Source organism: Pseudomonas rhizozeae, from assembly GCF_031583775.1.
GTDB lineage: Bacteria > Pseudomonadota > Gammaproteobacteria > Pseudomonadales > Pseudomonadaceae > Aquipseudomonas.
Genome location: NZ_JAVLSB010000069.1, coordinates 75,422 through 101,728, shown reverse-complemented (window position 1 = coordinate 101,728; position 26,307 = coordinate 75,422). Strand labels below are relative to the sequence as shown.

The following is a 26,307-nucleotide window of genomic DNA, read 5'->3' as shown; positions in this document are numbered from 1 at the left end:
CAGCCTCGGCAGGAGGCTGGCGTCAGATCGGGTTCATCGCTGGCGTTCGCGAATCGACACGAACCACGTCAGCAGCAGGCCGCAAATCAGGCTAAAGAACGTAAAGAGTCCCACAGTCAACACGCCGCTGAATCCCTCGCGATCCCCCCAATTGCCAATCACAAAACTCATCACCCCCAAAAATCCCGTGAACAGCAAATACCAGCCGACCGTCGCGCGGGTTTCGAAGGTGTACAGCACGTGCGCGTAAAGCGAAAAACACCCCGCCACGGCAAACGCCGCGAGGTTGCTGAAAGCCTGGGAAAATTCTCCCGCCACCGTCAGTAAAAAGAACAGTTGCCAGTGGATCAAGGCATTGGCCACGCCGACCACCAGTGTCGAAGTATAGGAGCCATTCCAGAGGATTTGCATGAGCGTGCACCGCAGGGCTGGGTGAGGCTCCAACTTGGGATGGGGACGGACGCTTGTCTACTGGCAGAACTTAAAGGTTGGAGGACGATTCCGACGGGCGGCGGTGGGAAGACTGGGATTTTTCCCGGGCTGGTTTTACGACTGCTGCGCAGCCGAACGGGGGCAAGCCCCCTCACCACAAGATCAAGATCACAATCAGGAGCAGAAGCAGAAGCAAGATCAAAATCAAGCTCAAGAGCCAGAGTTGAAGCTCAGCCACCCTCCACTGCCCGGCAGAACCGTTTCACCTCCACACAATTTTTTCCCCATCGCCAAGCACCGTCTAAGCTTCAGACAAGTCCGATCAATCTGCGTGAATGGATCAGTCGACTATGGGCGCTTTGTGGCAAACCGATTCGAGTACTACCGTGGTCCAGACTGAAGCTGTGGATGAAGCGCCGTCACCGAAAAAACCTAGTCGTCGTTGGAAGGTATGGGGGCTGTTCTGGTTGTTGCTGCTGATCGCCGCGATTGTCGTTGGGCTGGCGGCGGCAAAGGAGATGCGCACCTCGAGGTTTCAGGCCCGTGAGTTCAGCAAGCTCGCGGCGTCTCTGAGTTACACCCGTGAACCTGGCCCGAGCCAGGCGATTGTCTATCCGGGGGACGGGCCGTTCGATCGGCGTCTCGGTTACAGCGGTCTGCAGGAATTCCTGCCGCGCTTGCTCAAGCGTGACTATGTGATCCAGTCGCAAACCCGCTTCTCCCAAGCCTTGATCGACTACACCGACAAAGGCCTGTTCGTGCCCTATCCGGAAAAAATCCAGGCCGGGTTGCTGATCACCGATTGCCGCGCCGACCCGCTCTATCAATACAAATACCCGCAACAGCTGTACGCCAGTTTCGCGGCGATTCCGCCGGTGGTGGTGCAGAGCCTGCTGTTTATCGAAAACCGTTTTCTGCTCGATCCGCAGCAACCGCTGGCCAATCCGGCGGTGGATTGGCCGAGGTTCGGCATGGCGGCGTGGTCGCAGGTCGCCAAGTTGTTGCACCTGCCAGGCCAGTCGGCGGGCGGCAGTACCCTGGCGACGCAGCTTGAGAAGTACCGGCACTCGCCGGACGGCTTGACCGGGTCGGGCGGGGAAAAAATCCGGCAAATGATTTCCGCCAGCGTGCGCGCCTATCAGGCCGGGCCGCAAACCCTGGAGGCGCGGCAGAACGTGGTGCGCGATTACCTCAACAGCGTGCCGCTGTCGGCGGTGCCGGGGCATGGCGAGGTGCACGGCATGGCCGAAGGTCTGCGGGTGTGGTACGGCGCCGATTTCAACCAGGCCAACGAACGCCTGGCGAGCACCGCCACGGACCCGAAGAGCCTGGCGGACAAAGGCCTGGCCCTGCGGGAAATGCTCTCGCTGATGATCGCCCAGCGACGGCCGTCGCATTACCTGTCCAAGGGTCGCGAAGAACTGGCGAGCCTCACCGACAGCCACATTCGCCTGCTGGCCCAGAGCGGCGTGATCGACCCGGCACTGTCCAAAGCCGCGCTGGCGAGCAAGGTCAGTTACCGCGACTGGGTGCAACAGCCGACTATCCAGCCGATTGAAACCAACAAAGGCATCAGCGCCGCCCGCAGTCGTTTGGCGACGATGCTCAACCGGCCGCTGTACGACCTCGACCGCCTCGACCTGTCGGCCACCAGCACCCTCAACGGCGACTTGCAGCGCCAGGCCACCGAGTACCTCAAGCACTTGGCCGACCCGGCATTCGCCGCCGAGATCGGCCTGCTCGGCGAGCGTTTGCTCACGCCCACCAGCACCACCCAGGTGCGCTACAGCTTCACCCTGTTCGAACTGACGCCGGACGGCTCGCGGGTGCGAGTGCAAACCGACAGCACCGACCAGCCCTTCGACATCAACGAAGGCAGCAAGCTCGAACTGGGCTCCACCGCCAAGCTGCGGGTGCTGACCACCTACTTGCAGATCATCGCCGAGCTGCACGACAAGTACGCCGCGCAAACCCCGGCCGAATTGAAAAAAGTCGAGGTGCCCGATCAGGATCGCCTGAGCCGCTGGGCGCTGGATTACCTGATCCAGAACAAGGATCGCAGCCTGCCGAAAATGCTCTCCGAAGCACTGGATCGCAAATATTCCGCCAGCCCCGGCGAAGCGTTTTTCACCGGCGGCGGCCTGCACTTCTTTCATAACTTTCGCAACGAAGACAACGGTCGCCTGCCGACCTTGCGCGATTCCCTGCGCGAGTCGATCAACCTGCCGTTCATTCGCCTGATGCGCGACCTGGTGCGCTACAGCACTTACTCCGGTCCCGGCGCCGAGCTGCTGAAGGACGACCGCGACCCGCGCCGCCAGGAATACCTCGCCTCCTTCGCCGACCGCGAAGGCACCTCGTTCCTGCTCAAGTTCTGGAAAAAGTACCGCAACAAGGACACTCAGGCACGGCTCGAAACCTTCCTCGACGGCATGCGCCCAACCCCGATCCGCCTCGCCGCCGTGCACCGTTACCTGTTGCCGGGCGCCAGCCAGGAAAGCTTCAATAGCTTTGTGCGTGCGCACCTCAAGGGCGCAAAAACCACCGAAAAACTCACCGACGAGCGCCTCGACCGGCTCTACCAGAACTACGGCCCCGGCGCTTACGACTTGCCGGACCAGGGCTTCATCGCCAAGGTCCATCCGCTGGACCTGTGGCTGATCGGCTACCTGCTCAACCATCCCGACGCCAAGTTCACCGACGTGGTCAAAGCCAGCCAGTTCGAGCGTCAGGAAGTCTATAGCTGGCTGTTCAAAAGCCGCCACAAGGGCGCCCGCGACAGCCGCATTCGCACCATGCTGGAGATCGAAGCCTTCCTCGATATTCACCAGCGCTGGAAAGGCGTCGGCTACCCGTTCGACCATTTGGTGCCGTCGCTGGCCACCGCCATCGGCAGCTCCGGCGACCGCCCCGCCGCACTGGCCGAGTTGATCGGGACCATTCTCAACGACGGCGTGCGCCAGCCCGCCGTGCGCATCGACAGCCTGCACTTCGCCGCCGACACGCCGTATGAAACGCAACTGGTCAACGACCCGGACAACGGCAAGCGGGTAATGCCCTCGGAGGTGGCCACCGCGCTGCGCGAAGCCCTGTCGCAAGTGGTGGACGCCGGCACCGCCAAACGCGTGTCCGGCAGTTTCAAACTGGCCGACGGCACCCCACTGGCCATGGGCGGCAAAACCGGCACCGGCGATAACCGTATTGAAGCCATTGGTTCCGGTGGGCGCATCCTCAGCTCGAAATCGATCAACCGCACCGCCACGTTCGTGTTCTATATCGGCGACAGCCATTTCGGCACCTTGACGGCGTTCGTGCCGGGCGCCACCGCGCAAAATTACAAGTTCACCTCGGCGTTGCCGGTGCAAGTGCTCAAAGGCATGGCGCCGATCTTGACCCCGTATTTGCAGCCAGGAACCCACACGCAATGCCAGGCGCCGTCGGTCGCGTGGCGATGAATACCGCGAAGGTTTTCGACCTTTCCTACGGCCCAACCGCCATTAACCACAAGGGCGGTACATAGTTATTTTCGGCATTGCAATTTCCAATCAATTTCCCCGCCTGCAACGCACTTCAGCAACAGACATTTAGACTTTTAATGTGCCCGCCAATGGATAGTTTTAAGGCTCCCCATTCGCGTAAGACTTCTTGCCATGTTGCAGTCACAAGCAGTAACCGAATTAACGCAAACCCATACAACCACCGACCTTAAAGGTCGCCATTACGCCTTCATCAAAGCGCGCATCAACCCTCGTTTCACCCAGGCCAATGCGCAACGCGCGCAGGCCTTGTCGAAGGTGCGCCTCAACCGTAAAGACTGGAGCAACGCGGCCACCCCGGCCCTGGCAAACGCCAACATCGAGTCGTGGCAACACCAGAACACCGTGGATCGATTGCTCGACTCGCTGCAGGATGCGCGCTCGTTCGCCGAGCCGCTGCTCAAGGCAGCATTGCGCACGCGCTACGGGCTGGACCTGGATGTCAGGGCCATTCACCTGCGCCTGTATTTGCCCAAAGCCCGGCCCTGGTATGTGCTCGATGCCTCCGAGGGGGTGATCACCCGCACGGTGTCCCTGCTCGATGCTGCGCTGCATAACTTTGCCCGTGCCGAAACATTCGAAGCCGGGTCGGCGTTCATCACGCGCCCGGACTCGCGTGGCCATTTCGACATTGCGCCAGTGGAACCCGGCATGAGCATCCAGCAGTTCCAGGCGCTGTGCCGCGAGCTGGATGTTGGCGCACTCTACCGGCAGCATCTTGAAAGCGTGCTGTTGCCGCCTGATCCGGTAGCCGCCCGGGCGCTGAAGCACTGGGTGGGGCTCAGCCAGCAAGCGGCACTGCGCACTGCTGCGCACCTGGCGCTGGCGCAGAACCACATCAGTCGCAATGCCCATGAGTTGGTGCTCGGCCTGCTGCACGGGCAAACCGGCCTGACGCTGGATGGCAAGGTGATGCAGGCCTGTGACCTGCGCCTGATGGACACCACCCTCACCGGCATCATGGTCTTCATTCCGGTTGAGCAGCAGAACATCGGCACCTCGCGCGTGCTGGTTTACGTGCCCCACGACCCCGAGCACCCGCTGATGGAATACCCGTCCGCCAGCGCCTGCATGGCCGAGATCACCCGGCAATTGCGCGACAATGCCCGGTTGCCGTCCCGTAGCATCACCTATCAGCAGTTCTTCAGCCAATTCGTCGACCAGCAACAACGCGGACATTTTTTTGCCGGGCTCGAGCAGCGCTTGAGCCAGGTCAAATGGCAGCAAAAGCAACCCTTCGATCCCGGTCCGAGCTGGCGGGAAACGCCGGTGGCCAAACCCAACCTGCACTTCTCGGTGATGCCGGTCCCTGCCCCGCTGTGGGAGCACCTGTACCATAAAACCCTGAACAAAATCCTCAACGACGGCCGTGACATCGCCGTGTCAACCGCCGACACCGACAGCCGCGCACGCTGGGCGTGGTGGGACAATTTCAAGAAAATCCTCTCGGACATCTTCAACGCGGCGCTGATGGTCGTCACACCGTTCATACCAGGCCTCGGCGAGTTGATGCTCGCCTATACCGCCTATCAACTGACCACCGACGTGATCGAAGGCGTGGTCGATCTCGCCGAGGGCCAATGGGCCGAAGCCGCCGAGCATGTGATCGGGGTGGTGACGGACGTGATTCAACTGGCGGCGTTCGCCGTCGGGGGGGCGATTGGCAACGAATTCCGCCTCAAGCTATCGCCGCTGGTCGAAGGCATGACCCCGGTGCAGCGGCCCGATGGCCGCAGCGCGTTATGGAACCCTGACCTCGCGCCTTATGCGCAGAAGAACATTCGTCTCGCCGCCGACTCCAGGCCCGATGCATCAGGCCTGCACCCGCATCAGGGCCGCAGCATCCTGCCGTTGAACGGCCGTCACTATGTGATCGATAAGCACCCGAAAACCGGCGAACAGCGCATTCTGCACCCCGACCGGGCAGGCGCCTACGCACCGAAAATCACGCCCAACGGGCGCGGCGCCTGGCTGCTCGAAGGCGAGCAACCGCGCCTTTGGGACAGTGAAACCCTGATGAAGCGCCTGGGCCACGACACTCATGGCTTCAGCCCCGAGCAACTGGAAAACATTCGCCTGATCAGCGGCACTGATGAAGGCGTACTGCGCCGCATGCACACCGAGCATGCGCCCCCGCCCCTGCTACTGGACGATACCTTCAAGCGCTACGCCGCATTGCGCGATATCAACCTTGCCCGGGACAACATCCGGGCCGGCGCGCCGGTCGATCCATCGTCCTACTGGTTCGAACAATTGGTCACCGAACTGCCCGGCTGGCCCGCGGACTACGCGCTGCGAGTCTACGAGCGAGCCGACCTCAGCGGCCAGTCGCGCACCTATGGCAACCCCCAGGCCAGTCGCCAGCAAACACTGAGCATCAGCCTCGGCGACGTGATGGCCGGCAAGCTCCCTGAGCGGGTGGTGTCAGCCCTGGATGACGATCAACTGGCGACCTTGCTTGGCCCGCAGGCGACCGAGGGTGACTCCGTACAAGCGTTGCGCGACCGCTTGGCCGAGCGGGTCGATGGACGCAAGGCCGAGCTCTCGGACTACCTCTACCGCTTCCGTGACAACTCCTTTGACGTCCAAGTGCAACGGCTGCAACAGCGCTACCCTGAACTGCCAACCCATGTCGCGGAAACCCTGCTCGGCGGTGCCACGGCCTCCGAGCGGGTAGCCCTGACGGACCGCCAGCACCTGCCCTTGCGCCTCAGAGGCCAGGCCCGCGAATGCGCGTTTGAAATCCGTGCCGCGCGGGCCAGCGAAGGGTTTTACCAGGCCGCCCGGATCACGGCGGACACCGAACGCCTGGCCCTCAATGTCCTGCGCCTGAACACCGAAACGTTCAACCGATTGCGCATCGAAGTGCGCCTCGGCACCTTTGACGGGACGCTGCGCTGCGCGGTCGGCGCCGACGACGCCAGCGTGGTGCGGGTACTGGCCCGTGATGAGCGCGGCCGCTATGAAATTCGCGATGCCGAGAATCGCAAGTTCGGCCGATCCTACAACTTGTATGAAGCGATCCTGCGCGCCCTGCCCGACGACGCACGCCGCGAGCTCGGTTACCAGCCTGGCCAGGGTGCGTGGTTCAAGGCATGGCTGCGGGCGAAAACCGAGGCACCGGCGGAGCGCCGCACGGCGCTGCTGGAGCCACCGATCCGGCCCGTGGCGCAGTTGCAAACGCTGCTGTTGTTGCGCGGGGCCGCCCAGTCCGCCGAGGGCGCGACGTTGCAGGAACGCGTCCGCGATTTGTACCCGGCCATGAGCGAGCGGGAAGTGGAGGCCTTTGTCCGCTCACTCAACGCCCGGCCACAACCCTTGGAGACGATGACCTCACTGGAACAGCAACTGCAGCGCCTGCGGAACATCTTGCAATGGTGGGTCGACAGCCACACGCCAACCTTGCCCGATGAGCCGACGATACCGCGCGGTAGCTGGCAGCACATCGCCGAACGGCTGCTGCAATGTTTCGAGCGCAAATCCCGAGTATTCGGCGCCACCGGCACGCTGGAAGGCGGGTACGCGCTGGACCTTTCGTCCGAGCTTCTGCACCGCGACCTCGCTCAAGCCTGGAAACAACTGCCGGACCTGACCGAATACCTGGAGCAGATCACCACGCTCTGCGTGGATAACACACGGCTTTCAAGCGGCGCTGACAGCCTGCTGGCGGAGTTCCGTCACTTGCGCCAGTTCAGCGCCCGGCATTGCCAACTGCGTCGCCTGCCGGTCGAGGTGGGGAAGATGCACCTGCTGGAAACCTTGCGCCTCACGGATAACCAGATCGAACTGACCGCCGAAGCGGTGGAGCAATTGCGTAACCTCACGCACCTGGAAGTCGTGCGCCTGGATGACAACCCTTTGCGCCGCGGCCCGAATGTGGAGCGCATGCCAAGGTTGAAAGTGCTGACGCTGAGCAACACCGGACTGGGCACCTGGCCGGAGGGGCTGTTCAACAAACGACGGCCTCGAGGTTTCTTTCTTGACCTGCAGGGCAACCCATTGATGGAGGTTCCCAGAGTACCGCCGGGCTCTGACAACGCGAGGGTCATTGCCCGCACGCGCTTATCGGTCACTCATGCATCAGCAGCGGTCCAGCAGACCGTGATGGAGTATCGGGCATCGGTGGGCCTGCCGCGGCGCAACCTGTATTCGCCCGCCGCGGCCCACGCCCGCAGGTCGTGGCCGATAGACGTCGACTCGAGCCTGTGGGGCCGGGCGCCGGGCCTGGGCACGTTCCGCGCCGAAGCCTGGGACAACTTGATCATGGAGCCGAATGCCGAAGGTTTTTTCAGTGTCATCGACCATCTCACCCAATCCTCCGACTACCGCGCCGGCGGCGTGTGGCGCGAGCAATTGGCTAACCGCGTCTGGAACATGATCGACGCCATGGACCTGGACACCGACCTTCGCGAGGAACTGTTCATCATGGCAACGTCGCCCACCAATTGCGCCGATGCCGGGGCGCAGTTGTTTAACAACATGGGCATCAAAGTGCTGGCCTCAAGGGCCTATTCCTATTCGACCTACCGCGCGCCGCTGGAAAAAGCCCTGGTGACCCTGGCCAAAGGCGCGGCTCGCCTGGAGCGGGTCGATGAGATCGCGGCCGCCGACGTTGCCGCTCGCGGGGGAGACCCTGACGTGGTCGAGGTGTACCTGGCGTACGAAACCGCGCTGGCGCAGCGCCTGGGTTTGCCCTGGCAATCGGAAAGCATGCTCTATCGCCCGGTCGCCGGTGTCAGCGATGCAGCGATCGACCGGGCATTCGATACGGTCATCGAGCAAGAACAGGGCGATGGCCTGGTCAACAGGATGCTGGAGCAACCTTTCTGGGAGAAATACCTGCGGGACACCTGGCCTTATGAATTCCAGGTCAACGACCAGACTCATGCCCGCCAGGGTGCGTTGCTGGAAGATCTACGGGAGGCTCAGGCGCTGTGGGCGCAGTCGCAGACGCTGCCCGAAGAGCAGCGGAGCCAACCCCGAGAACGGCTTCGCCAGTTGGCGGCGCAGTTGTCGATCCCGGAAGACCAGGTGTTCACAGGGCAGAACATGAGCGATCAGGCCTACAACGACTGGTACACCGATCTGGCCTACCGCAAGCAGGCACTCGCCCGTCAGAAAACCCGCGAGGCGCTCGCGCTGGCTGCAACCTGACACACCCAGCGCCACCCCGTTCATGCACCCGGCGCGATGGCGTTGAATAACAACAGCACGTTGCCGTAGTAGTCACCGGGCCGGTAACCGCCACGGGGCTGCTGCGGTTCGATCTCCAGCAAAACCCGCGAACCCACCGCTGCGTCTTCGGCGGTGACCACCAGGCGGGGCGCGAGGTCGGCGCTCAATTCAACGCCATTGAAGCGCACCCGCAAATTGATGTCCTCCGCTGGCCGGCCGTTGGATAGCACCGCTGGCAGTTCCAGACGCGCCTCGATGGCGCTGGTGTCGTGGCGCACATCGAAATACTTGCGCAGGCTGCCCAGCTTGGAGGTCGCAATATTCCACGGCAGGATCTGCTCGCGGTGGATCCAGCCCGCCTCACTGGGGACGATGTAAAACGCCCGGGTCGGCACGGTCACTGAGACTTCAAACTGATGCTCCTCGCGCGCCGCCAGCGCCGAAAAACTCATCAGCCCCGCTACCGCCAACAGTGCGGCGCACGTGCATTGCTTCATCATGTTCGATACCCACCGCATCCTTGGAAAACCCGCCACTACCGGCCGGCCACTTTCAATACTTTCCTGCTCTCGCCCTCAACCACGATAAAGCGATGCTCTCGGCCCTTCTCTTTGTCGAAGCTGAAGGTCTTGCCGGCCAAAACGTGGTGCTTGGTGGTCGGGCCACAGTCGTTTTCATCCTTCAGCGAACAGCTTTTGAACTCATCGACCACCAGCACCGTATTGCCGTTATTACGCAACTCATAACGGCTGGCCCCGTCGCTGATCACCGTGTCGAAGCGGGCATTTTTTGGCCGCACGAAAAAGATTGTGCCGAAGCCGGTCATCACGTTGACGCCGGCCGAAAGACTCTTGCGATAGTCATCGCGCTCTTCGTTGGAAATCACGAATTCGTCTTCCTTTTCCGGCACCACGGGCACGAAACGCACCCGGAAATAACGCTCTTTGTCGCGCTCGCCCATGTACAGCAATCGCGTGCCCTGCATGCCCTTGGCGGAGACGATCAGACGTGCGGGGCTGGCCATCACGCCGTTGCGCGAGACGCTGTCGGCGGAGGTTTCCACCGGCACTTCCCGCGATGTGCCATCGGCGTCGTAGAGGATTTCCAGCACGTTGACCTTGACGAAGGCAGTGCTGTCGCCGCTGTTGAAGACACGCTTGAGGTAAGTGCTTTTATCGCCGTCCAGGTAGTCGTAGACCGTGCCTACGTTGATCTGGGGCCCTGCGTGCGCCGTAAAGGAGAAAGCCCCCAATAACCCCATCAATAACAGAGATCTCATTGCCCTAAGCCCTTTTGAAATAAATAGCCGGTTCATCAGAAAAGTCAGACTTCCGAATCCCAAATCACAGTGATGTTGCCCTTGTAGGGACGCCCCTTGGCATTGCGTATCAGAAACGCGGTGTCGTACTCCGACGTTTCAAAATGCAGAATTCCGGGCTTGCGGTCGACGTAGATTCCCGGCTGAAAAGGCGCGCTCACGACTCGACTCAGCGGCAGTCGCTTGACCGGTTGCCCGCTGCTGTTGGTCAGCCCGGAGGGCAGGCTGACACTGACGTGAACCACACTGGCGTAACCCGATTGGCGATCAATAATTCCGCAACCGTTACTCAAGTCGAGCTCACACTCCAATTTCATAGTGAAGCGTGATGACGCCGAGATCAGAAAGGTCTGGTCACGCATCAGGCGGGTAGGTGCTCGCCCCTGCTGCAGCCAGCTCTGCCATCCACCTTGCGGCTCGAGCACGATCTTGTTGCCCCCCGGTGGAAGGTCGACCTTCAGGGTGTGTTGCACGTCGAGGACGAAATCCAGGGTCAGGTTGCCGTCATCGGCCGGAATGTTGCCGATGTTGAAGTCCCCACCGGGGCCGACCCGATAGTTGATCGACCCGCTGTAGATCCCGCTCGACATGCCCAGTGGATTGGGCGTGCGCAGTTCGTAGGCAAAATCCATCGAATCAAAAGTGATGGAGGGAATCAGGTAGGCGGCGTATTTGGTGCAGTTGGCTTCCACCGGGGTTTTCCAGAAAAACATATAGCTCTTGGGCGTAAAGGCACCCACGCCGCTGTACTGACAAGGCGGCGCCGCATACACCCAGGTCTGCCCGCCCCAAAGCTTGCGATGGCCTTCGAGGTCGTTAGTCACGCCGGTCAGATTGGCGGCTGTGTCGCTGAGAATAAAATCGGAGCCCATGCCGGTGATGCGCACTTCAACCACTTCGGTTTCCATCGTGTCCCGGTTCGTCACGGTCAATTGGCGCCAGTTGGCGGGCGCCTTGATCCACATGCCCATGGGAGGGTTTGGCACAATCGGGCCAGCCGGCCCAAACTTGATGGGCAGGCGGATACTGAAGGTGTTGTTTTGCCGGCACTCATCGGGATAGGAAGCGCAGTAACCGCTATTCGGCGTTTTGTTCACAAACACATTTTTGTGCGGCTGGGCCGGGTCCGGTGTGAACAACGCGCGGATTTCCTGGTTGAACGCTTGCACCGAAGGCGCGGCCAGCGCCAGGATCAGGCCCACGCCAAACATAGAGAGTTTCATTGATTTATCCTGCCTTCTGCTCGGTGGTCGTGACGTCGGCCAGGGTGTCTGGGGTGCAGCGCAGGTCACCGATCATCAACACGTTGTTTTCGCGGCGGTGCTGGTTTTCATTGAGGCGGAACTGGCACAGCAACTGGTTGTTCTGGCGCACTTCCAGGGTTGGCGCGCCGGCGTTCATTTCCATCGAGAAGAACCCGTCGACTTCCGTCACTCCTCGGCTGGCGTGGTTGATCACATGGAGCCCCTTGAGCGGCTTGCCTTGCGCATCGATCAGGCGACCGAGCACGGTCAGGGTTTTCATCACCCGCACCTTGCGGTACTCCACCCCACCCTTGTTCAAGTGATAGCGAGTACGCGCCGGCTCGATGTTGGCGGCGGGTACGTTGTTGCCTTCAAAGTCGAAGCTCACGGAGCTGTTCTGATAGGCAGTGATCGGGATGAAATTGCGCCCCGGTTTCAACGCCGCGCTGCCGCCGCTGAAGTCATCGGCGCGCAAGGCAATGCCGTCGATGTCCGATTCCACGTCGACGATCAGCCCGGCGCCACGCACTTCGGGCTGGCTGGTCAAGACCATTTGCTGCCCCCCCACGGCCAGGGTGCTGTCGAGGTTCAGGCCACCGGTAAAGTTGTTGTTATAGGACGAGCGCTGCAGGAAGCCATCGCCGCTGAACGCGTCAGTGCGGAAACTGGCCAGGCTCGACAACCCCACGCCGTAGGTGTCGGTCAGACCGGTAACCGAGACGCTTTGCAGTACGTGATCCTTGAAGTCTTTGCGCCAACCCAGCGAGGCATTGTTATCGCGGCCGCCATCACGGTCGGTGCGCGAGCCGATGCTGCCGGTCCATTGCTGGCCGGGGCCGCCCAGCGCCAGGTTGAGGCTCAGGTCGACCCCGCGATTGCGCGCATCGCCGCTGCTGAAACTGCCGGGGCGGTCGAACAGCGACAAGCGCCAATTGGCATCGCTGCCGAACAGCACTGAGCGCTGGTTCCAGCCCAGGTCGACACCAAAACCTTCGATATTGCCTTCGCTGTGGGACAACCGCGCGTTGATCGAACTCTTGCTGCTGACGCGGTGGTTGAGCGCCAGCGAGGAGTTGCTGGTCTGGCCGATAAACACATTGCGTTGCCGCACGCGGGTGCCATCCGGCAGGTAGTCGTAGAGGTCGGTGGTGTCGAGCCAACTGCGGTTATGGCTGATCACCACGCTGCCGGAACCGTAGTTGTACAGGCTTTGCAAATCGATGCCGGTGCCGTGATCCTGGGTCTGGTAGACGTTGGCGTACAGGCTCAACTGGTTGGCCAGGGTCCAATCGATGGACGTGCCGTATTGCAGCTTTTCACGGACTTGCCGCGCCGACAGGCCGAGAATCACTCGTGGGTGCAGCAAATAGTTGACTGCCGCGCCGGCGGTGGCGCTGCCACTGGCTTGCTGATCCCAGTTGCTCAACAGTTTGGTTTCTTCGCCGGCAAACAGGTTATAGCGCCAGCGTTCGTCGAGATTGCGCCAGTTGCTGGGCTTGTACACCAGTTCCTGGCTGGACGAGGTGGTCTGGCCGTCCTCGATCAGGCGCACTTCCACCTCGTAGATGCCGCCGGGCAAGGGCCGTGTGTCGAGGGTTTGCAAGCCGGACGGCACGGACTGCGTGTTGATCAGCAAACCGTCGCGGTAGATTTCCACCGAGGCCTGGCGATTGGCGGTGACGTAGATTGGATAAACGCTCGGCATCGGGCTGTTGATCGCCAAGCTGTCGGAGCTGCCGTACATCACGCCGACCGCCGTGTCGGGGCTGGTGCCGAAGGTGCGCGGCTGGCGGGTCAGGCCCTCGGAAGTGGGCGTGAAATAGCCCAGGCGAAAGAAACTGCCCTGCAATTCACGCTGGGTGTAGAGCTCATGCACGGCGTGGTAGAGCTGGTCGTCCGGGCCGCCGAGACGGGCCAGTTGCATGTTGAAGGTCTGGCTCCAACTGCCCAGGCTGCTGCTGGCCTCCAGGCCAAAGCGACCGCCCAGGTCCTGGCCCTGGCCGCCGTTGAGGTTGAGTTGATTGCGCAGCATCAAGCCACTGCTGCCACCGTCCGGTTGATCGTGGAAACGCTTCGCTTCGGCGTCGCGTTCGGCGTTGGCGGTGAGGATCGACACCAGCGAGTTTTCCAGGCTGTAGTGCACGGCGAGCATCTGTTCCGGGCAAGACCCGCTGCACGCGCCGAGCGTCACGCCGGGCTTGAGGAAACTGGCCCAGGTGTCGCGTTCGGCAGCAGTGAAACGGCTGTCGCTGGTGTCGGTGAAGTCGAGCAACGTGAGGCGGTCATCGCGCGACAGCACCACCATGGCTTCGCCCAGGGGTTGCTGGTCGAGTTCGACCCGGACCGCCAATGGCACATCAAAAAAATGCTCCTCGAATTCCGCCGGCAAACCCTTGGCCTGCGCCAGCAGGCTTCGCGGTGTCGAACCGGCAGAAATCGGAGCCGCCACCGCGCCGGCACAAAACAACAGCGCAAGCGCGACCGCGATGGGTGTCATCGGGAACATGAACACATACTCTGATTACAAAAAATAAAGAGCCGGCGGGCGGGGGAATTGGAACGCCCGCCGGTTGATGCGAGCGCTGGAAGTTAGATTCCGCCGCCGACCGGAGTCACTGCATCAAACATCATTGCGACTTGACCGGTGTAGTCGCCCGCAACAAAAGTTGTGCCTTTAGCGCTGATACGCAGTGGCGCACGGAAGTTCACATCGGATTCCGCCTCGCCCACCACCATTTGCGGAGTAGTGGTCAGTTCCTTGCCGTTGATTTCAACTTTCAAATCAATGGCGTTGGAGCCCGAGAACAACTTCGGTGGAGTCACCACACTGGCGTGAACCGAGCCGTTGTTGTTGCGCATATCGAAGAAACCGGTGACTTCGTCCATCTTGCCGGTGTTCGGGTTGTGGTCCATGCGCTGGTCTTTGTTGACCAGATCAGGGTCGACAGGCACCACGTAGAAACCGTTGGTGGGCACGTGGGCAACGATATTGATAGCGTGACGCGACTCACCCGCGGCGAACACGGAAGAACTCAGCGCCAGACCAATCAGTGGAGCGGCCATAGTGATTTTCTTGAACATCATTCAGTACCTGTCTTATCAATGGATAGTTCACTGAACGTTCAACCGACGCCAGCCAGCTACATCACATAATGATGTCGGTTGAACGTTCAACGCCGGTAAATGATCGGCCAAATGATCTGGAAAATAAGCCAGTTACTTCCGAGGAACACGTAGTCAGGTTCGCCACCACGGGAGGGAAAAAAGTGCAAAAACGGTAACTATTGAGTCTCGGCTGTCAGGGATGACCTACATACAGTTATCGATAAAAAACCATACAGAGGATTTGCACTAATAAAAGCGGGACGCAACCTGTCGTTAGTTCCGCTGCACGGCCTTTAATAGAGTGATAGCTTTAACTTTTTAGTTATTCAATCAATCGAAAAACCGGTTGACCCTGGCTGCGAGTGGCAACGGGAGTGAGACGGGGCGTTGGGCGGGATGGGTCAAGCGCCGCGGGAAAATAGCGCTCGGGGAGGTTTGACGATCAGTACAAAAACCCTATGGCGATTACTGGCGAATCGCAGCCAACCGATCAACGCCGACCAGCACCAACGCCATCAGCACAAACCCGAGCAGTATCCCCCCGCCATTGAAAAACACCTGTGGATAACCCAGGTGCGCCACGTCGATGAAGGGGTACGGGTAAGTCCCCATCAGATGCCCGCGCCACAAGGCGTAGCCAAAGTACAACACCGGGTAACTGACCCACGCCGCGATGTGCCACAGGCGTAACTGGCCTTTCGGCACACACAGCCACCAATACAGCAGGAACAGCAGCGGCATCACCACATGCAGTAATTCATCCGCCAGCCACTGCCAGCCTTCGGGATGCCAGAGGTGGCGCAGCAACAGGTTGTACGCGACACCGACCACAGCGATGCTCACGGCAATGCCGCTGCTGATCTCGGACTGCAAAAACCAGCGTCGGGCGGCCGATTCACGGCGGCTCAGTTCGCAAGTCAGGACCACGGCGACCAAGGTGTTGGTCAGCACCGTGAAGTAGCTGAACAGATTGACCAGCCCGCCAAGCAAACTGGCCTCCACCGTCCAGCGCACGTAGAGCACCAAGTACAGTTGGATGCTCAAGCCGCCCCAGCCGAGCAGCGCGGCCAAGCGAATGAAACGGCGAAGCATCGGCGAGTAGCGCGCCGCGGGGGCGTCCATGGTCACGGCTCAGAGCGGCCGTTTGGTGCGCATCAGCTTCACGTAGAGCTTTTCCACCTTCTCCCGGGCCCACGGGGTTTTGCGCAGGAAGGTCAGGCTCGACTTGATGCTCGGGTCACTTTTGAAACAGCGAATATCGATGCGCTCGGCGAGGCCGTTCCACTCGTAGTGCTGCACCAGGGCGTTGAGGATCTGTTCGAGGGTCACGCCGTGCAGAGGGTTAGTGTCGTGTTCGGTCATGCCGGGCCTGCAGTGAAGAAAGGGCTGAGAAGCCGCGCACCTTAGCCGAGGGCACGGCGCGGGGAAAGGACCACAACGCTCAGGCAACGTTTTGTTGGTTTAACTGTAGGAGATCGCGCGCAACGGCCCGTGCGATATCACTGTTACAAAATCAGAAAGGATGCTTGTCAAGAAAAGGTCTTTTACTCTTTGTAACAGCGCTTTATCCTCTCCAGCCTAATGCTGAATCGCTTCACGCCATTCATTCTTTTCGATACGACCTCTGAATCGGCCCGCCAGTCGCCGTTTTTCTTCCGCAACAAGACAGCGCTGTCTGCCACCGAGCCGATCAAACCGCGCCCTCGCACTGAACCATGCCCGCAGCGGATCGTCATCTACAGTGAACCTGGCGGGAATATCTAAAACATCATGGAGAATCACACTATGAGCACTGACGGTGCTTCGAGTCGAAACCGTTTATTGCCGAACCTGCTGGGCATCCTGCTGCTGCTGATGGGTCTGGCCTTGTTGGCGGGCGGGATCAAATTGAGCCTGCTCGGCGGCTCGCTGTATTACCTGCTGGCCGGCCTCGGCCTGGCCGTCACCGGCATCTTGTTGCTGATGGCCCGTCGCGCGGCGCTGGGCGTGTACGCCCTGGTGCTGTTCGCCAGTACGGTTTGGGCGCTGTGGGAAGTCGGCCTCGACTGGTGGCAACTGGTGCCGCGCCTGGCGCTGTTGTTTGCCCTTGGCATCGTCCTGTTGCTGCCATGGTTCCGTCGTCCGTTGCTGATCGGCAGCCCGTCGTCGAAAGGCACCGGCGCATTGAGCATCGCCGTGGTGCTCGCCGGCGTTGCGGCGCTGGCCAGCCAGTTCACCAACCCCGGTGAAATCAAGGGCCAACTGGACCGCGACAGCGTGCCGGGTATGGCCAGCACCGCCCCGGCGATGCCGGATGGCGACTGGAACTCCTACGGTCGCAGCGCCCATGGTGATCGCTATTCGCCGCTGGCGCAGATCACCCCAGCCAACGCGCACAAACTGGTGCCGGCCTGGACGTTCCGCACCGGCGACATTCCCGGGCCGAACGATCCTGGCGAAACCACCGCGGAAAACACCCCGCTGAAAGTCAACGGCATGCTCTATGTGTGCACGCCGCACAGCCAGGTGATCGCCCTTGACCCGGACACCGGCAAGGAACTCTGGCGGTTCGATCCGAAGCTGAGCACGCAGAATGCGGCCAACTTCAAGGGTTGGGCGCACATGACCTGCCGTGGCGTGTCGTATCACGATGACGCGGTGTACGCCTCCGAGCAGAGCCCGACCGGCAGCGCCAGCCCGGCCGTCGCCAGCAATGCCTGCCCGCGTCGGATCTTCTTGCCGACCGCCGACACCCGTCTGATCGCCCTCAACGCCGACACCGGCAAGATGTGCGAAGACTTCGGCGACAAAGGCCAGATCGACCTGAGCGCCAACATCGGTGGCTTCGCCGCCGGCGGTTACTACTCCACCTCGCCACCGGCGGTCACCAAGGATCTGGTGGTAATTGGCGGCCACGTCACCGACAACGTCTCCACCGACGAGCCCAGCGGCGTGATCCGCGCGTTCGACGTGCACACCGGCAAACTGGTGTGGAATTGGGACAGCGGCAACCCGACCGACACCACGCCAATCGCCGAGGGTAAAACTTACACCCGCAACTCGCCCAACATGTGGTCGATGTTCGCGGTCGACGAAAAGCTCGGCATGCTCTACCTGCCGATGGGCAACCAGACCCCGGACCAGTTCGGCGGTGCGCGCACCCCTGAATCGGAACTGCACGCCGCTGGCCTGACCGCCCTGGACATTGCCACGGGGCAGGTGAAGTGGCACTTCCAGTTCACCCACCATGACCTGTGGGACATGGACGTCGGTGGCCAGCCAACCCTGATGGACCTGAAAACTGCCGACGGCGTGAAGCAAGCCGTGCTGGCCTCGACCAAGCAAGGCAGCATCTACGTGCTGGATCGCAGCACCGGCAAAGCCATTGTGCCGATCAACGAAGTGCCGGTGCCGCAAGGCGCTGTCGCTGGCGATCACACTTCGCCGACGCAGCCGAAATCCGACCTCAACTTCATGCCGCCGCCGTTGAAAGAACGCGACATGTGGGGCGTGACGCCGTTTGACCAGATGCTCTGCCGCATCGACTTCAAGTCCCTGCGCTACGAAGGTCCGTTTACCCCGCCGTCGTTGCAAGGCTCGCTGGTGTATCCGGGTAACTTCGGCGTGTTCGACTGGGGCGGTTTCTCGGTCGATCCGGTGCGCCAGGTGGCGTTCGTCAACCCAAGCTACATGGCGTTCCGCTCGAAGCTGATTCCTGCAGAGGAAATCGCCGCCCAAGGCCCGCGTAAAAGCGAAACCGAAGGCGTGCAGCCGAACAAAGGCGCGCCGTACGGCGTAGTGCTCGAAGCACTGCTGTCGCCAATGGGCCTGCCGTGCCAGGCACCGGCCTGGGGCTACGTGGCAGCGGTCGACCTGACCACCCACAAAACCCTGTGGATGCACAAGAACGGCACGGTGCGCGACAGCTCGCCAGTGCCGATCCCGCTGAGCATGGGCGTGCCAAGCCTGGGCGGCACCGTCACCACCGGCGCTGGCGTCGGTTTCCTCAGCGGCACCCTCGACCAGTACCTGCGTGCCTATGACATCAAAAACGGCAAGCAACTCTGGGAGGGCCGCCTGCCCGCCGGCGCGCAAACCACGCCGATGACCTACACCGGCAAGGACGGCAAGCAATACGTGCTGGTCGTGGCCGGCGGTCACGGCTCGCTGGGCACCAAACAGGGTGACTATGTGATGGCGTATAAACTGTCCGAATAAGCTTTAACGGCAGCGAATACAAAGGCGACGTCCGTGAGGAGGTCGCCTTTTTTATCGGTTGTAGCCAGGGCAAAACATCGTTGTTTACCCAACGCGCATTCCCATGGCTACAACTGGAAGCCAAACACCTTGGGCACGGAGCCGTTGGTGTTATCGTCAGCGGCAACCACCAGTCGGCCATCGTGTTGCAGCACCATCCCCCAGATGGACGTCCGGTCAGGCCCCAGTTTCCAGCCTTCTTTACTGAAGGTTGTATCCAGGATGCCGTCTTCGAGCATACGCGCCACGCAAAATTCGGTTTCGATCCCGTCACCTGATATGCCACCAAACAACAACAGCTTGCCGGAACTGAGGCGGCTGGCGAATCCCCAGTAAAGCCCACCTTCAATTTCAGTAAAGCGAGGCTGTCCATTGTTGAATCCGATATCGGGTTGACCACTGGCCATAAACCGCATCGCCAGCGCCTTATGGTTGTCGCTGCCGAAGACCATGATCGTGTACTCACCGTTACCAGCGTCGAGTGACAATGTGTGGCCCGTCGAGTAATTCCCCGATTCCGGCCCGAACCATACCGATCCCCGATCCCCGAAGCTCGGGTCTGACCAACCGTCGAGATCATAGCGAGTGAGCAGGATGCGACGGATGCTGAGCCCTGAGACCAGTTCATCCGTGTCACCAGACAACAGGATCTTATTGTCCGCCGTGATGGAAATATGGTTCAGGTTGGTGCTAATGCCTCTGTGCTGAAGAGGTCGCTGACTTAACAGTTGCCCCGTCGCACCGTCTATTCGCAACAGCAAGGTGGTAGTCACGCCGATGCCCGAGGGATCGATGACCGAGTAGGGGAACGTCATCCAGAATTGCCCAGGCTGCCCCTGCACCAGGCCACCATCGCGTGTAGTGAGGTTTAAGTCCTTGGTATCGACCCGCAGGACAACCTTGCCGTCCACCCCGAATTCCGGATCGGGTTTGCCATCCTCCATCAGTCGCGCAAGCGCAGGCAGGCCAATGCTTTTGTCCGGCTGGCGACGCAGGCCACTGAGCAGTATCTTTCCATCAGGCTGAATAAAAATCTGACTCACTACAGAATTAAACCCTGCCTCGAACTGGACCAGGACGCTGCCATTCATGCCAAAGTCGCGGTCTACAGACCCGTCGGCATTCAGCCGGAACACCTCTGTATCGGGATACGTCCAGATCGCGACCACCAATCGACTTGAACCGTCCAAGGCAATCGTGCGGCATTGCCCCTTCAGTCCAGGGAAACTAACGACGCCTTGATCCCCAAATGAAAGGTCCAGCTTCAGCTTCTCAAACTCCAATGGCTCAAGAGATTTATTGCTCATGGTTCCTCCCTGACACAGCGCGTTGCAGGCAGCACGCTGAACCTGCGCCTCTCGTTGCGTCCGATGTGGCTAGTGGGTCCGTTGCAGTCCCTATTCAGCCACATTGCCGCCGCGTAAAAACCTGATAGAACTGACAGTTCTTATGTCCCGACAGCCCAAAAACATGGCTTTTGGGGCCACCTGAGAAACGGTTTCCATAAATCAACTACACCTTCGATTTATCCCGTAACACCTAAGCAGCATTGAAACCACCGCTTGCCTGCCCCATCTAACACCCCATACCCCATTGCGCAGGTGCCCCATGAGCGAACAGCAAGAATTTTCTGAAGAGCTGAACGACGACACCGAAACAGATCACATCGAACATCATTCCACCGGCAAAGGCCTGGCCCTGCCGGGGCAGAACCTGCCGGACAAGGTCTACATCATCCCGATCCACAATCGCCCGTTCTTCCCGGCGCAGGTGTTGCCGGTGATCGTCAATGAAGAACCCTGGGCCGAGACGCTGGAGTTGGTGAGCAAGTCCGAGCACCACTCGCTGGCGCTGTTCTTCATGGACTCGCCGCAAGAAGACCCGCGCCACTTCGACACCTCGGCGTTGCCGCAATACGGCACGCTGGTCAAGGTACATCACGCCAGCCGCGAGAACGGCAAGCTGCAATTCGTCGCCCAGGGCCTGACGCGCGTGCGCATCAAGACCTGGCTCAAGCACCATCGCCCGCCGTACCTGGTGGAAGTGGAATATCCGCACCAGCCCACCGAGCCGACCGACGAGGTCAAGGCTTACGGCATGGCGCTGATCAACGCGATCAAGGAATTACTGCCGCTCAACCCGCTGTACAGCGAAGAGCTGAAGAATTACCTCAACCGCTTCAGCCCCAACGACCCGTCGCCGCTGACCGACTTCGCCGCCGCCCTGACCTCCGCCACCGGTTCCGAGCTGCAAGAAGTGCTCGACTGCGTGCCGATGCTCAAGCGCATGGAAAAAGTCCTGCCGATGCTGCGCAAGGAAGTCGAAGTCGCGCGCCTGCAGAAAGAGATTTCCGCCGAGGTGAACCGCAAGATCGGTGAGCACCAGCGGGAGTTTTTCCTCAAGGAACAACTCAAGGTTATCCAGCAGGAACTGGGGCTGACCAAGGACGATCGCAGCGCCGATATCGAGCAGTTCCAGCAACGCTTGGAAGGTAAAGCGCTGCCGCCGCAGGCACAGAAACGCATCGAAGAAGAACTGAACAAACTGTCGATCCTCGAAACCGGCTCGCCGGAATACGCCGTGACCCGCAATTATCTGGAGTGGGCGACGGCGGTGCCGTGGGGCGTGTATGGCGAGGACAAACTCGACCTCAAGCACGCACGCAAGGTACTCGACCAGCACCACGCCGGACTCGACGACATCAAGGACCGCATCCTCGAATTCCTCGCGGTCGGTGCCTATAAAGGCGAGATCAGCGGCTCCATCGTACTGCTGGTAGGCCCGCCGGGCGTCGGCAAGACCAGCGTCGGTAAATCCATCGCCGAATCCCTGGGCCGGCCGTTCTACCGCTTCAGCCTCGGCGGCATGCGCGACGAAGCCGAGATCAAGGGCCACCGCCGCACCTACATCGGCGCGATGCCGGGCAAACTGGTGCAGGCGTTGAAAGACGTTGAAGTGATGAACCCGGTGATCATGCTCGACGAGATCGACAAGATGGGCCAGAGCTACCAGGGCGACCCGGCCTCGGCGCTGCTGGAAACTCTCGACCCGGAACAGAACGTCGAATTCCTCGATCATTACCTGGACCTGCGTCTGGACCTGTCGAAGGTGCTGTTCGTCTGTACCGCCAACACCCTGGACTCGATCCCTGGTCCGTTGCTCGACCGCATGGAAGTGATTCGCCTGTCGGGCTACATCACCGAAGAAAAAGTCGCGATCGCCAAGCGTCACCTGTGGCCCAAGCAACTGGAGAAGGCCGGCGTGTCGAAAGGCAGCCTGAGCATCAGCGACAGCGCGCTGAAAGTCTTGATCGACGGCTATGCCCGCGAAGCCGGGGTGCGCCAGTTGGAAAAACAACTGGGCAAACTTGTGCGCAAAGCGGTGATGAAGCTGATCGAAGAACCGAAAGCGGTGATCAAGCTTGGCCCCAAAGACCTCGAAGCCTCACTCGGCCGCGCGGTGTTTCGCAACGAACAAGTGCTGTCCGGCACTGGGGTCATCACCGGCCTGGCCTGGACCAGCATGGGCGGCGCAACCTTGCCGATCGAGGCCACGCGTATACACACGCTCAATCGCGGCTTCAAGCTCACCGGGCAACTGGGTGATGTGATGAAGGAGTCGGCGGAAATCGCCTACAGCTACGTCAGCTCGCACCTCAAGCAATTCGGCGGCGATGCCAAGTTCTTCGACGAAGCCTTTGTCCACTTGCACGTCCCGGAAGGCGCCACACCCAAGGACGGCCCAAGCGCCGGCGTGACCATGGCCAGCGCCCTGCTCTCCCTCGCACGCAACCAGCCGCCGAAAAAAGGCGTGGCCATGACCGGCGAACTGACACTGACCGGGCACGTCCTGCCGATCGGCGGCGTGCGCGAAAAAGTCATCGCCGCACGTCGGCAGAAAATCTTCGAACTGATCCTGCCGGAGCCCAACCGTGGCAACTTCGAGGAACTGCCGGAGTACCTGAAGGAAGGCATCACCGTGCACTTCGCCAAGCGCTTTGCGGACGTGGCGAAGATTTTGTTCTGACGGTCATGTAGCGGCTGTAACGCCGCTATCGCTGGCAAGCCAGCTCCCACAGGATCTTGCGATGAACACAACTTCTGTGAACACCGCCGATCACTGTGGGAGCTGCGGTGCGACGATTCGACTTGCCAGCGATGGCGTCAGTCCAGACAACACCTGACTGGGCGGCTGTCACACTTTGTCTCATCTTCAGTTATGCTCGCCGTTCGTCGTGAACGCCGGAGCCCCTGACCTTATGTCCCCCACTCGCCTGTTACTGCCCCTCAGTCTCGCCCTGCTGGCCGCTTGCGCCAGCTCACCGAAACAAAACCTGACTGTGGAAAAACAAAGCGAATGCCCATTGCGAATGAGTAATGGGCAAAACCTGATCCTGACCTTGCCAAGCAACCCGACCACGGGCTACCGCTGGGCGATTCAGGATTCGGCCGGCGGCGTGTTGAAGGCGTTGAGCCCCGAGGTGTACAGCAACCCGGAAGACGCCGGTATCGTCGGCAGCGCCGGGATTTCCACTTGGCGTTTCCAGGCGTTCGCCCCTGGCACAGGCCGTTTGCGCCTGACTTATTCGCAACCCTGGGCGCCGGAAGTCACGGCGGTGCAGAGCTTCGACTGCGCGATTGCGGTTAACTGACGATGGGTTGGCTGATCCTCGCGTTGATGGGCGCGGCCACCTTTGTCTACGGCTTGAGCGTGCACGCGGCGCTGCTGTGTCTGCTGGTCAAGCCATTGCCGGTGTTGGCCTTGCTCGGCTGGTTGCACGACGCGCCGCCCAGCGATTACCGACGCTGGATCAGCCTGGGTTTGATTTTCTCGCTGCTCGGCGATGTGTTGCTGGCCTGGCCCGGCGACCTGTTTGTGTTTGGCCTTGGGGCGTTTTTGCTGGCGCACCTGGCGTACCTGAAAGCCTACTTGAGCGATTGCCGACGCCTGGCGCTGTTGCCGCTGATCGTCGCAGCGGCGGTGGGCGCAGTCTTGCTTGGCGTGCTGATTCGCCAAGGTTTGGGGCCGTTGCTGGTGCCGGTGGTGATTTACGGCATGGCGATTTCGGCGATGCTGTGGCGGGCTCTCGCGCGCCTGGGCAGCGACGTACCGAAGCGTTCGGCGTTGCTGGCGGCGGGTGGCGCCCTGGCGTTCGTGTTCTCCGACAGCGTGATTGGCATCGATCGCTTTGTCGCGCCGTTCCATGCCGCGCCTTACGTGATCATCCTCAGCTACTGGCTGGGGCAGTGGGCGATCACGGCGTCGGCGTTCTCTCAAAGATCACGCTAGCCCCTGTGGCGAGGGAGCTTGCTCCCGCTGGGTGGCGCAGCCGCCCTCGCTTTTTCTCAAGGAAGGGTTAGGGCCTGCTTCGCAGGCCATCGGGGGTAAGCCCCTCACCCCACCAGCCCTTGCGCCTTCAGCCGCAGCGGTTTATCAGACAACCCGCGCATCTCACCGTCAACTTGGCTAAAATGCCGGCCTTTTCCACCCTGCCGCCGGAATCGCCGTGAGCAAAGAACCCGATCGCCTTTTCGCCCAGCCGTTGGCTCAAGTGCCTGACTTCGCCTTCAACGAGGACGTGGTGCGGGTGTTCCCGGATATGATCAAGCGCTCGGTGCCGGGTTACCCGACTATCGTCGAGAACCTCGGCGTGCTCGCCGCGCAATTCGCCCAGCCGAACACCGTGCTGTACGACCTCGGCTCGTCCCTTGGCGCGGTGACCCAGGCCTTGCGCCGGCACGTGCGCACCGACGGTTGCCGGGTGATCGCGGTGGATAACTCTTCGGCCATGGTCGAGCGCTGCCGCGAGTACCTCAACGGCCAGGACTCGATGTTCCAGGAATTGCTGCCGGTGGAAGTGATCGAGGGCGACATTCTCGCCCTCGACTTCCAGCCCGCGTCGGTGGTGGCGCTGAACTTCACCCTGCAGTTCATCGCCCCGGAGCTGCGCACCGCGTTGCTCGCGCGCATCCGCGAGGCGTTGGTACCGGGCGGCGCGTTGATCCTCTCGGAGAAGCTGCGCTTCAACGATGCCGAGGAACACGCGCTGCTCACCGATTTGCACATCGCGTTCAAGCGCGCCAACGGCTACAGCGAACTGGAAATCGCCCAGAAGCGCAGCGCCATTGAAAACGTCATGAAGCCCGACAGCCTCGAAGAACACCGCGAACGCCTGCTGGCCGCCGGGTTTTCGAAAGTCGTGCCGTGGTTCCAGTGTCTTAACTTTGCCTCGTTGATTGCCCTGCCATGATTGATCTGTCGCCCCTCGCCCGCCGTCTCGCCGGTACTCCGCTGGCCGATTGGGCCAACACCGTGCAAGCACAACTCGACAAGAAAATGGAGAAAGGCCACGGCGACCTGGAGCGCTGGCAAAGCGCACTGGACGCCTTGCCGAAGATCCAGCCGAGCACGATCGACCTGCTCAACGGCCTGACACTCGACACCGACTGCGACGACGCCACCCGCGCGCAAATGCGTACCGCGTTGATGGGCCTGTCGCCGTGGCGCAAGGGGCCGTTCGACCTGTTCGGCGTGCACGTCGACACCGAATGGCGCTCGGACTGGAAATGGTCGCGAGTCGCGCCGCATCTGGACCTCAAGGGCAAACGCATCCTCGATGTCGGTTGCGGCAACGGTTACTACATGTGGCGCATGCTCGGCGCCGGCGCCGACAGCGTGATCGGCGTCGACCCAAACTGGCTGTTTTTCTGCCAGTTCCAGGCCGTGCAGCGTTATCTGTCGGAGCCCAACGCCTGGCATCTGCCTTTCCCGTTCGAAGACCTGCCACCGAACCTGGAAGGGTTCGACACGGTGTTTTCCATGGGGGTGTTCTACCACCGCCGCTCGCCGATCGAGCACTTGCTGGCGCTGAAGGATTGTCTGGTCAAGGGCGGGGAATTGGTGCTGGAGACGTTGGTGGTCGAAGGCGATAAACACCAAGTGCTGGTGCCGGAAGACCGTTACGCGCAGATGCGCAACGTGTGGTTCCTGCCGTCGGTGCCGGCGCTGGAACTGTGGCTGCGGCGGGCCGGGTTCAGCGATATTCGTTGCGTGGACGTGAGCGTGACTACGGTCGAGGAACAACGCGGCACGGAGTGGATGAAATATCAGTCGCTGAGCGATTTTCTCGATCCCGAGGATCACAGCAAAACCGTTGAAGGGCTGCCGGCGCCGATGCGGGCGGTGATCGTGGCGAAGAAGTAATCCAGACAGCAAATAGGCTTGTGGGAGCTGGCTTGCCAGCGATAGCGGTGGATCAGTC

The 26,307-nt window shown here is 61.1% G+C and carries 17 protein-coding genes; 8 read left to right on the top strand and 9 right to left on the bottom strand.

Annotation, left to right across the window (positions count from 1 at the left end):
• Nucleotides 1–33: 33 nt before the first annotated feature.
• Nucleotides 34–363 (bottom strand): GtrA family protein, encoded by a 330-nt coding sequence (locus RG836_RS24025; protein WP_310850141.1) that lies wholly within the window; start codon nt 361–363, stop codon nt 34–36.
• A 419-nt stretch (nt 364–782) separates the two neighbouring features.
• On the opposite strand from RG836_RS24025, the gene RG836_RS24020 reads away from it, so the two are divergent.
• Together RG836_RS24020 and RG836_RS24015 are read left to right on the top strand one after the other, a co-directional pair.
• Nucleotides 783–3,887, top strand: coding sequence for a transglycosylase domain-containing protein (locus RG836_RS24020; protein WP_310850139.1), 3,105 nt, complete (start codon nt 783–785; stop codon nt 3,885–3,887).
• Between the two features lie 195 nt (nt 3,888–4,082).
• A complete protein-coding gene (locus tag RG836_RS24015; protein WP_310850137.1) occupies nt 4,083–9,122 on the top strand; it encodes an NEL-type E3 ubiquitin ligase domain-containing protein in 5,040 nt (1,679 codons plus the stop codon).
• A gap of 20 nt (nt 9,123–9,142) precedes the next feature.
• Here the strand turns inward: RG836_RS24015 and RG836_RS24010 are convergent, their stop codons facing one another.
• The 7 genes from RG836_RS24010 to RG836_RS23980 form a co-directional block, all read right to left on the bottom strand.
• Complete coding sequence (locus RG836_RS24010; protein WP_310850135.1) at nt 9,143–9,643, bottom strand: CS1 type fimbrial major subunit; 501 nt, start codon at nt 9,641–9,643, stop codon at nt 9,143–9,145.
• A gap of 35 nt (nt 9,644–9,678) precedes the next feature.
• Nucleotides 9,679–10,422: a molecular chaperone gene (locus RG836_RS24005; protein ID WP_310850133.1), complete on the bottom strand. Its 744-nt coding sequence runs from the start codon at nt 10,420–10,422 to the stop codon at nt 9,679–9,681.
• A 44-nt stretch (nt 10,423–10,466) separates the two neighbouring features.
• Entirely contained in the window at nt 10,467–11,684 is a 1,218-nt protein-coding gene (locus tag RG836_RS24000; protein WP_310850131.1) for a hypothetical protein, read from the bottom strand.
• Between the two features lie 4 nt (nt 11,685–11,688).
• Nucleotides 11,689–14,211: a CS1-pili formation C-terminal domain-containing protein gene (locus RG836_RS23995; protein WP_310850129.1), complete on the bottom strand. Its 2,523-nt coding sequence runs from the start codon at nt 14,209–14,211 to the stop codon at nt 11,689–11,691.
• Nucleotides 14,212–14,294: 83 nt separating this feature from the next.
• Nucleotides 14,295–14,789, bottom strand: coding sequence for a CS1 type fimbrial major subunit (locus RG836_RS23990; RefSeq protein ID WP_310850127.1), 495 nt, complete (start codon nt 14,787–14,789; stop codon nt 14,295–14,297).
• Nucleotides 14,790–15,275: 486 nt separating this feature from the next.
• Entirely contained in the window at nt 15,276–15,932 is a 657-nt protein-coding gene (locus tag RG836_RS23985; protein ID WP_310850125.1) for a Pr6Pr family membrane protein, read from the bottom strand.
• Between the two features lie 9 nt (nt 15,933–15,941).
• Nucleotides 15,942–16,172, bottom strand: coding sequence for a VF530 family protein (locus RG836_RS23980; protein ID WP_310850123.1), 231 nt, complete (start codon nt 16,170–16,172; stop codon nt 15,942–15,944).
• Between the two features lie 423 nt (nt 16,173–16,595).
• Here RG836_RS23980 and RG836_RS23975 point away from each other — a divergent pair, with 423 nt between their 5' ends.
• Nucleotides 16,596–19,007: a glucose/quinate/shikimate family membrane-bound PQQ-dependent dehydrogenase gene (locus RG836_RS23975; protein ID WP_310850122.1), complete on the top strand. Its 2,412-nt coding sequence runs from the start codon at nt 16,596–16,598 to the stop codon at nt 19,005–19,007.
• Between the two features lie 107 nt (nt 19,008–19,114).
• Here RG836_RS23975 and RG836_RS23970 read toward each other — a convergent pair whose 3' ends face one another.
• Nucleotides 19,115–20,353 (bottom strand): NHL repeat-containing protein, encoded by a 1,239-nt coding sequence (locus RG836_RS23970; protein ID WP_310850120.1) that lies wholly within the window; start codon nt 20,351–20,353, stop codon nt 19,115–19,117.
• A 301-nt stretch (nt 20,354–20,654) separates the two neighbouring features.
• On the opposite strand from RG836_RS23970, the gene lon reads away from it, so the two are divergent.
• The 5 genes from lon to cmoB all read left to right on the top strand — a co-directional run bounded on the left by lon (nt 20,655) and on the right by cmoB (nt 26,249).
• Complete coding sequence (gene lon / locus RG836_RS23965; RefSeq protein WP_310850117.1) at nt 20,655–23,072, top strand: endopeptidase La; 2,418 nt, start codon at nt 20,655–20,657, stop codon at nt 23,070–23,072.
• Nucleotides 23,073–23,304: 232 nt separating this feature from the next.
• The gene (locus RG836_RS23960; protein WP_310850115.1) at nt 23,305–23,697 is read left to right on the top strand and encodes a protease inhibitor I42 family protein; all 393 of its coding nucleotides are present in this window, start codon (nt 23,305–23,307) and stop codon (nt 23,695–23,697) included.
• A gap of 2 nt (nt 23,698–23,699) precedes the next feature.
• Nucleotides 23,700–24,335 carry a lysoplasmalogenase gene (locus tag RG836_RS23955; protein WP_310850113.1) on the top strand — a complete coding sequence of 212 codons (636 nt, stop codon included), beginning with the start codon at nt 23,700–23,702 and terminating at the stop codon, nt 24,333–24,335.
• Between the two features lie 217 nt (nt 24,336–24,552).
• The gene (gene cmoA / locus RG836_RS23950) at nt 24,553–25,296 is read left to right on the top strand and encodes a carboxy-S-adenosyl-L-methionine synthase CmoA (RefSeq protein WP_310850111.1); all 744 of its coding nucleotides are present in this window, start codon (nt 24,553–24,555) and stop codon (nt 25,294–25,296) included.
• The gene (gene cmoB / locus RG836_RS23945; RefSeq protein WP_310850109.1) at nt 25,293–26,249 is read left to right on the top strand and encodes a tRNA 5-methoxyuridine(34)/uridine 5-oxyacetic acid(34) synthase CmoB; all 957 of its coding nucleotides are present in this window, start codon (nt 25,293–25,295) and stop codon (nt 26,247–26,249) included. The genes cmoA and cmoB overlap by 4 nt, the downstream gene beginning before the upstream one ends.
• The last annotated feature ends 58 nt before the right edge of the window (nt 26,250–26,307 follow it).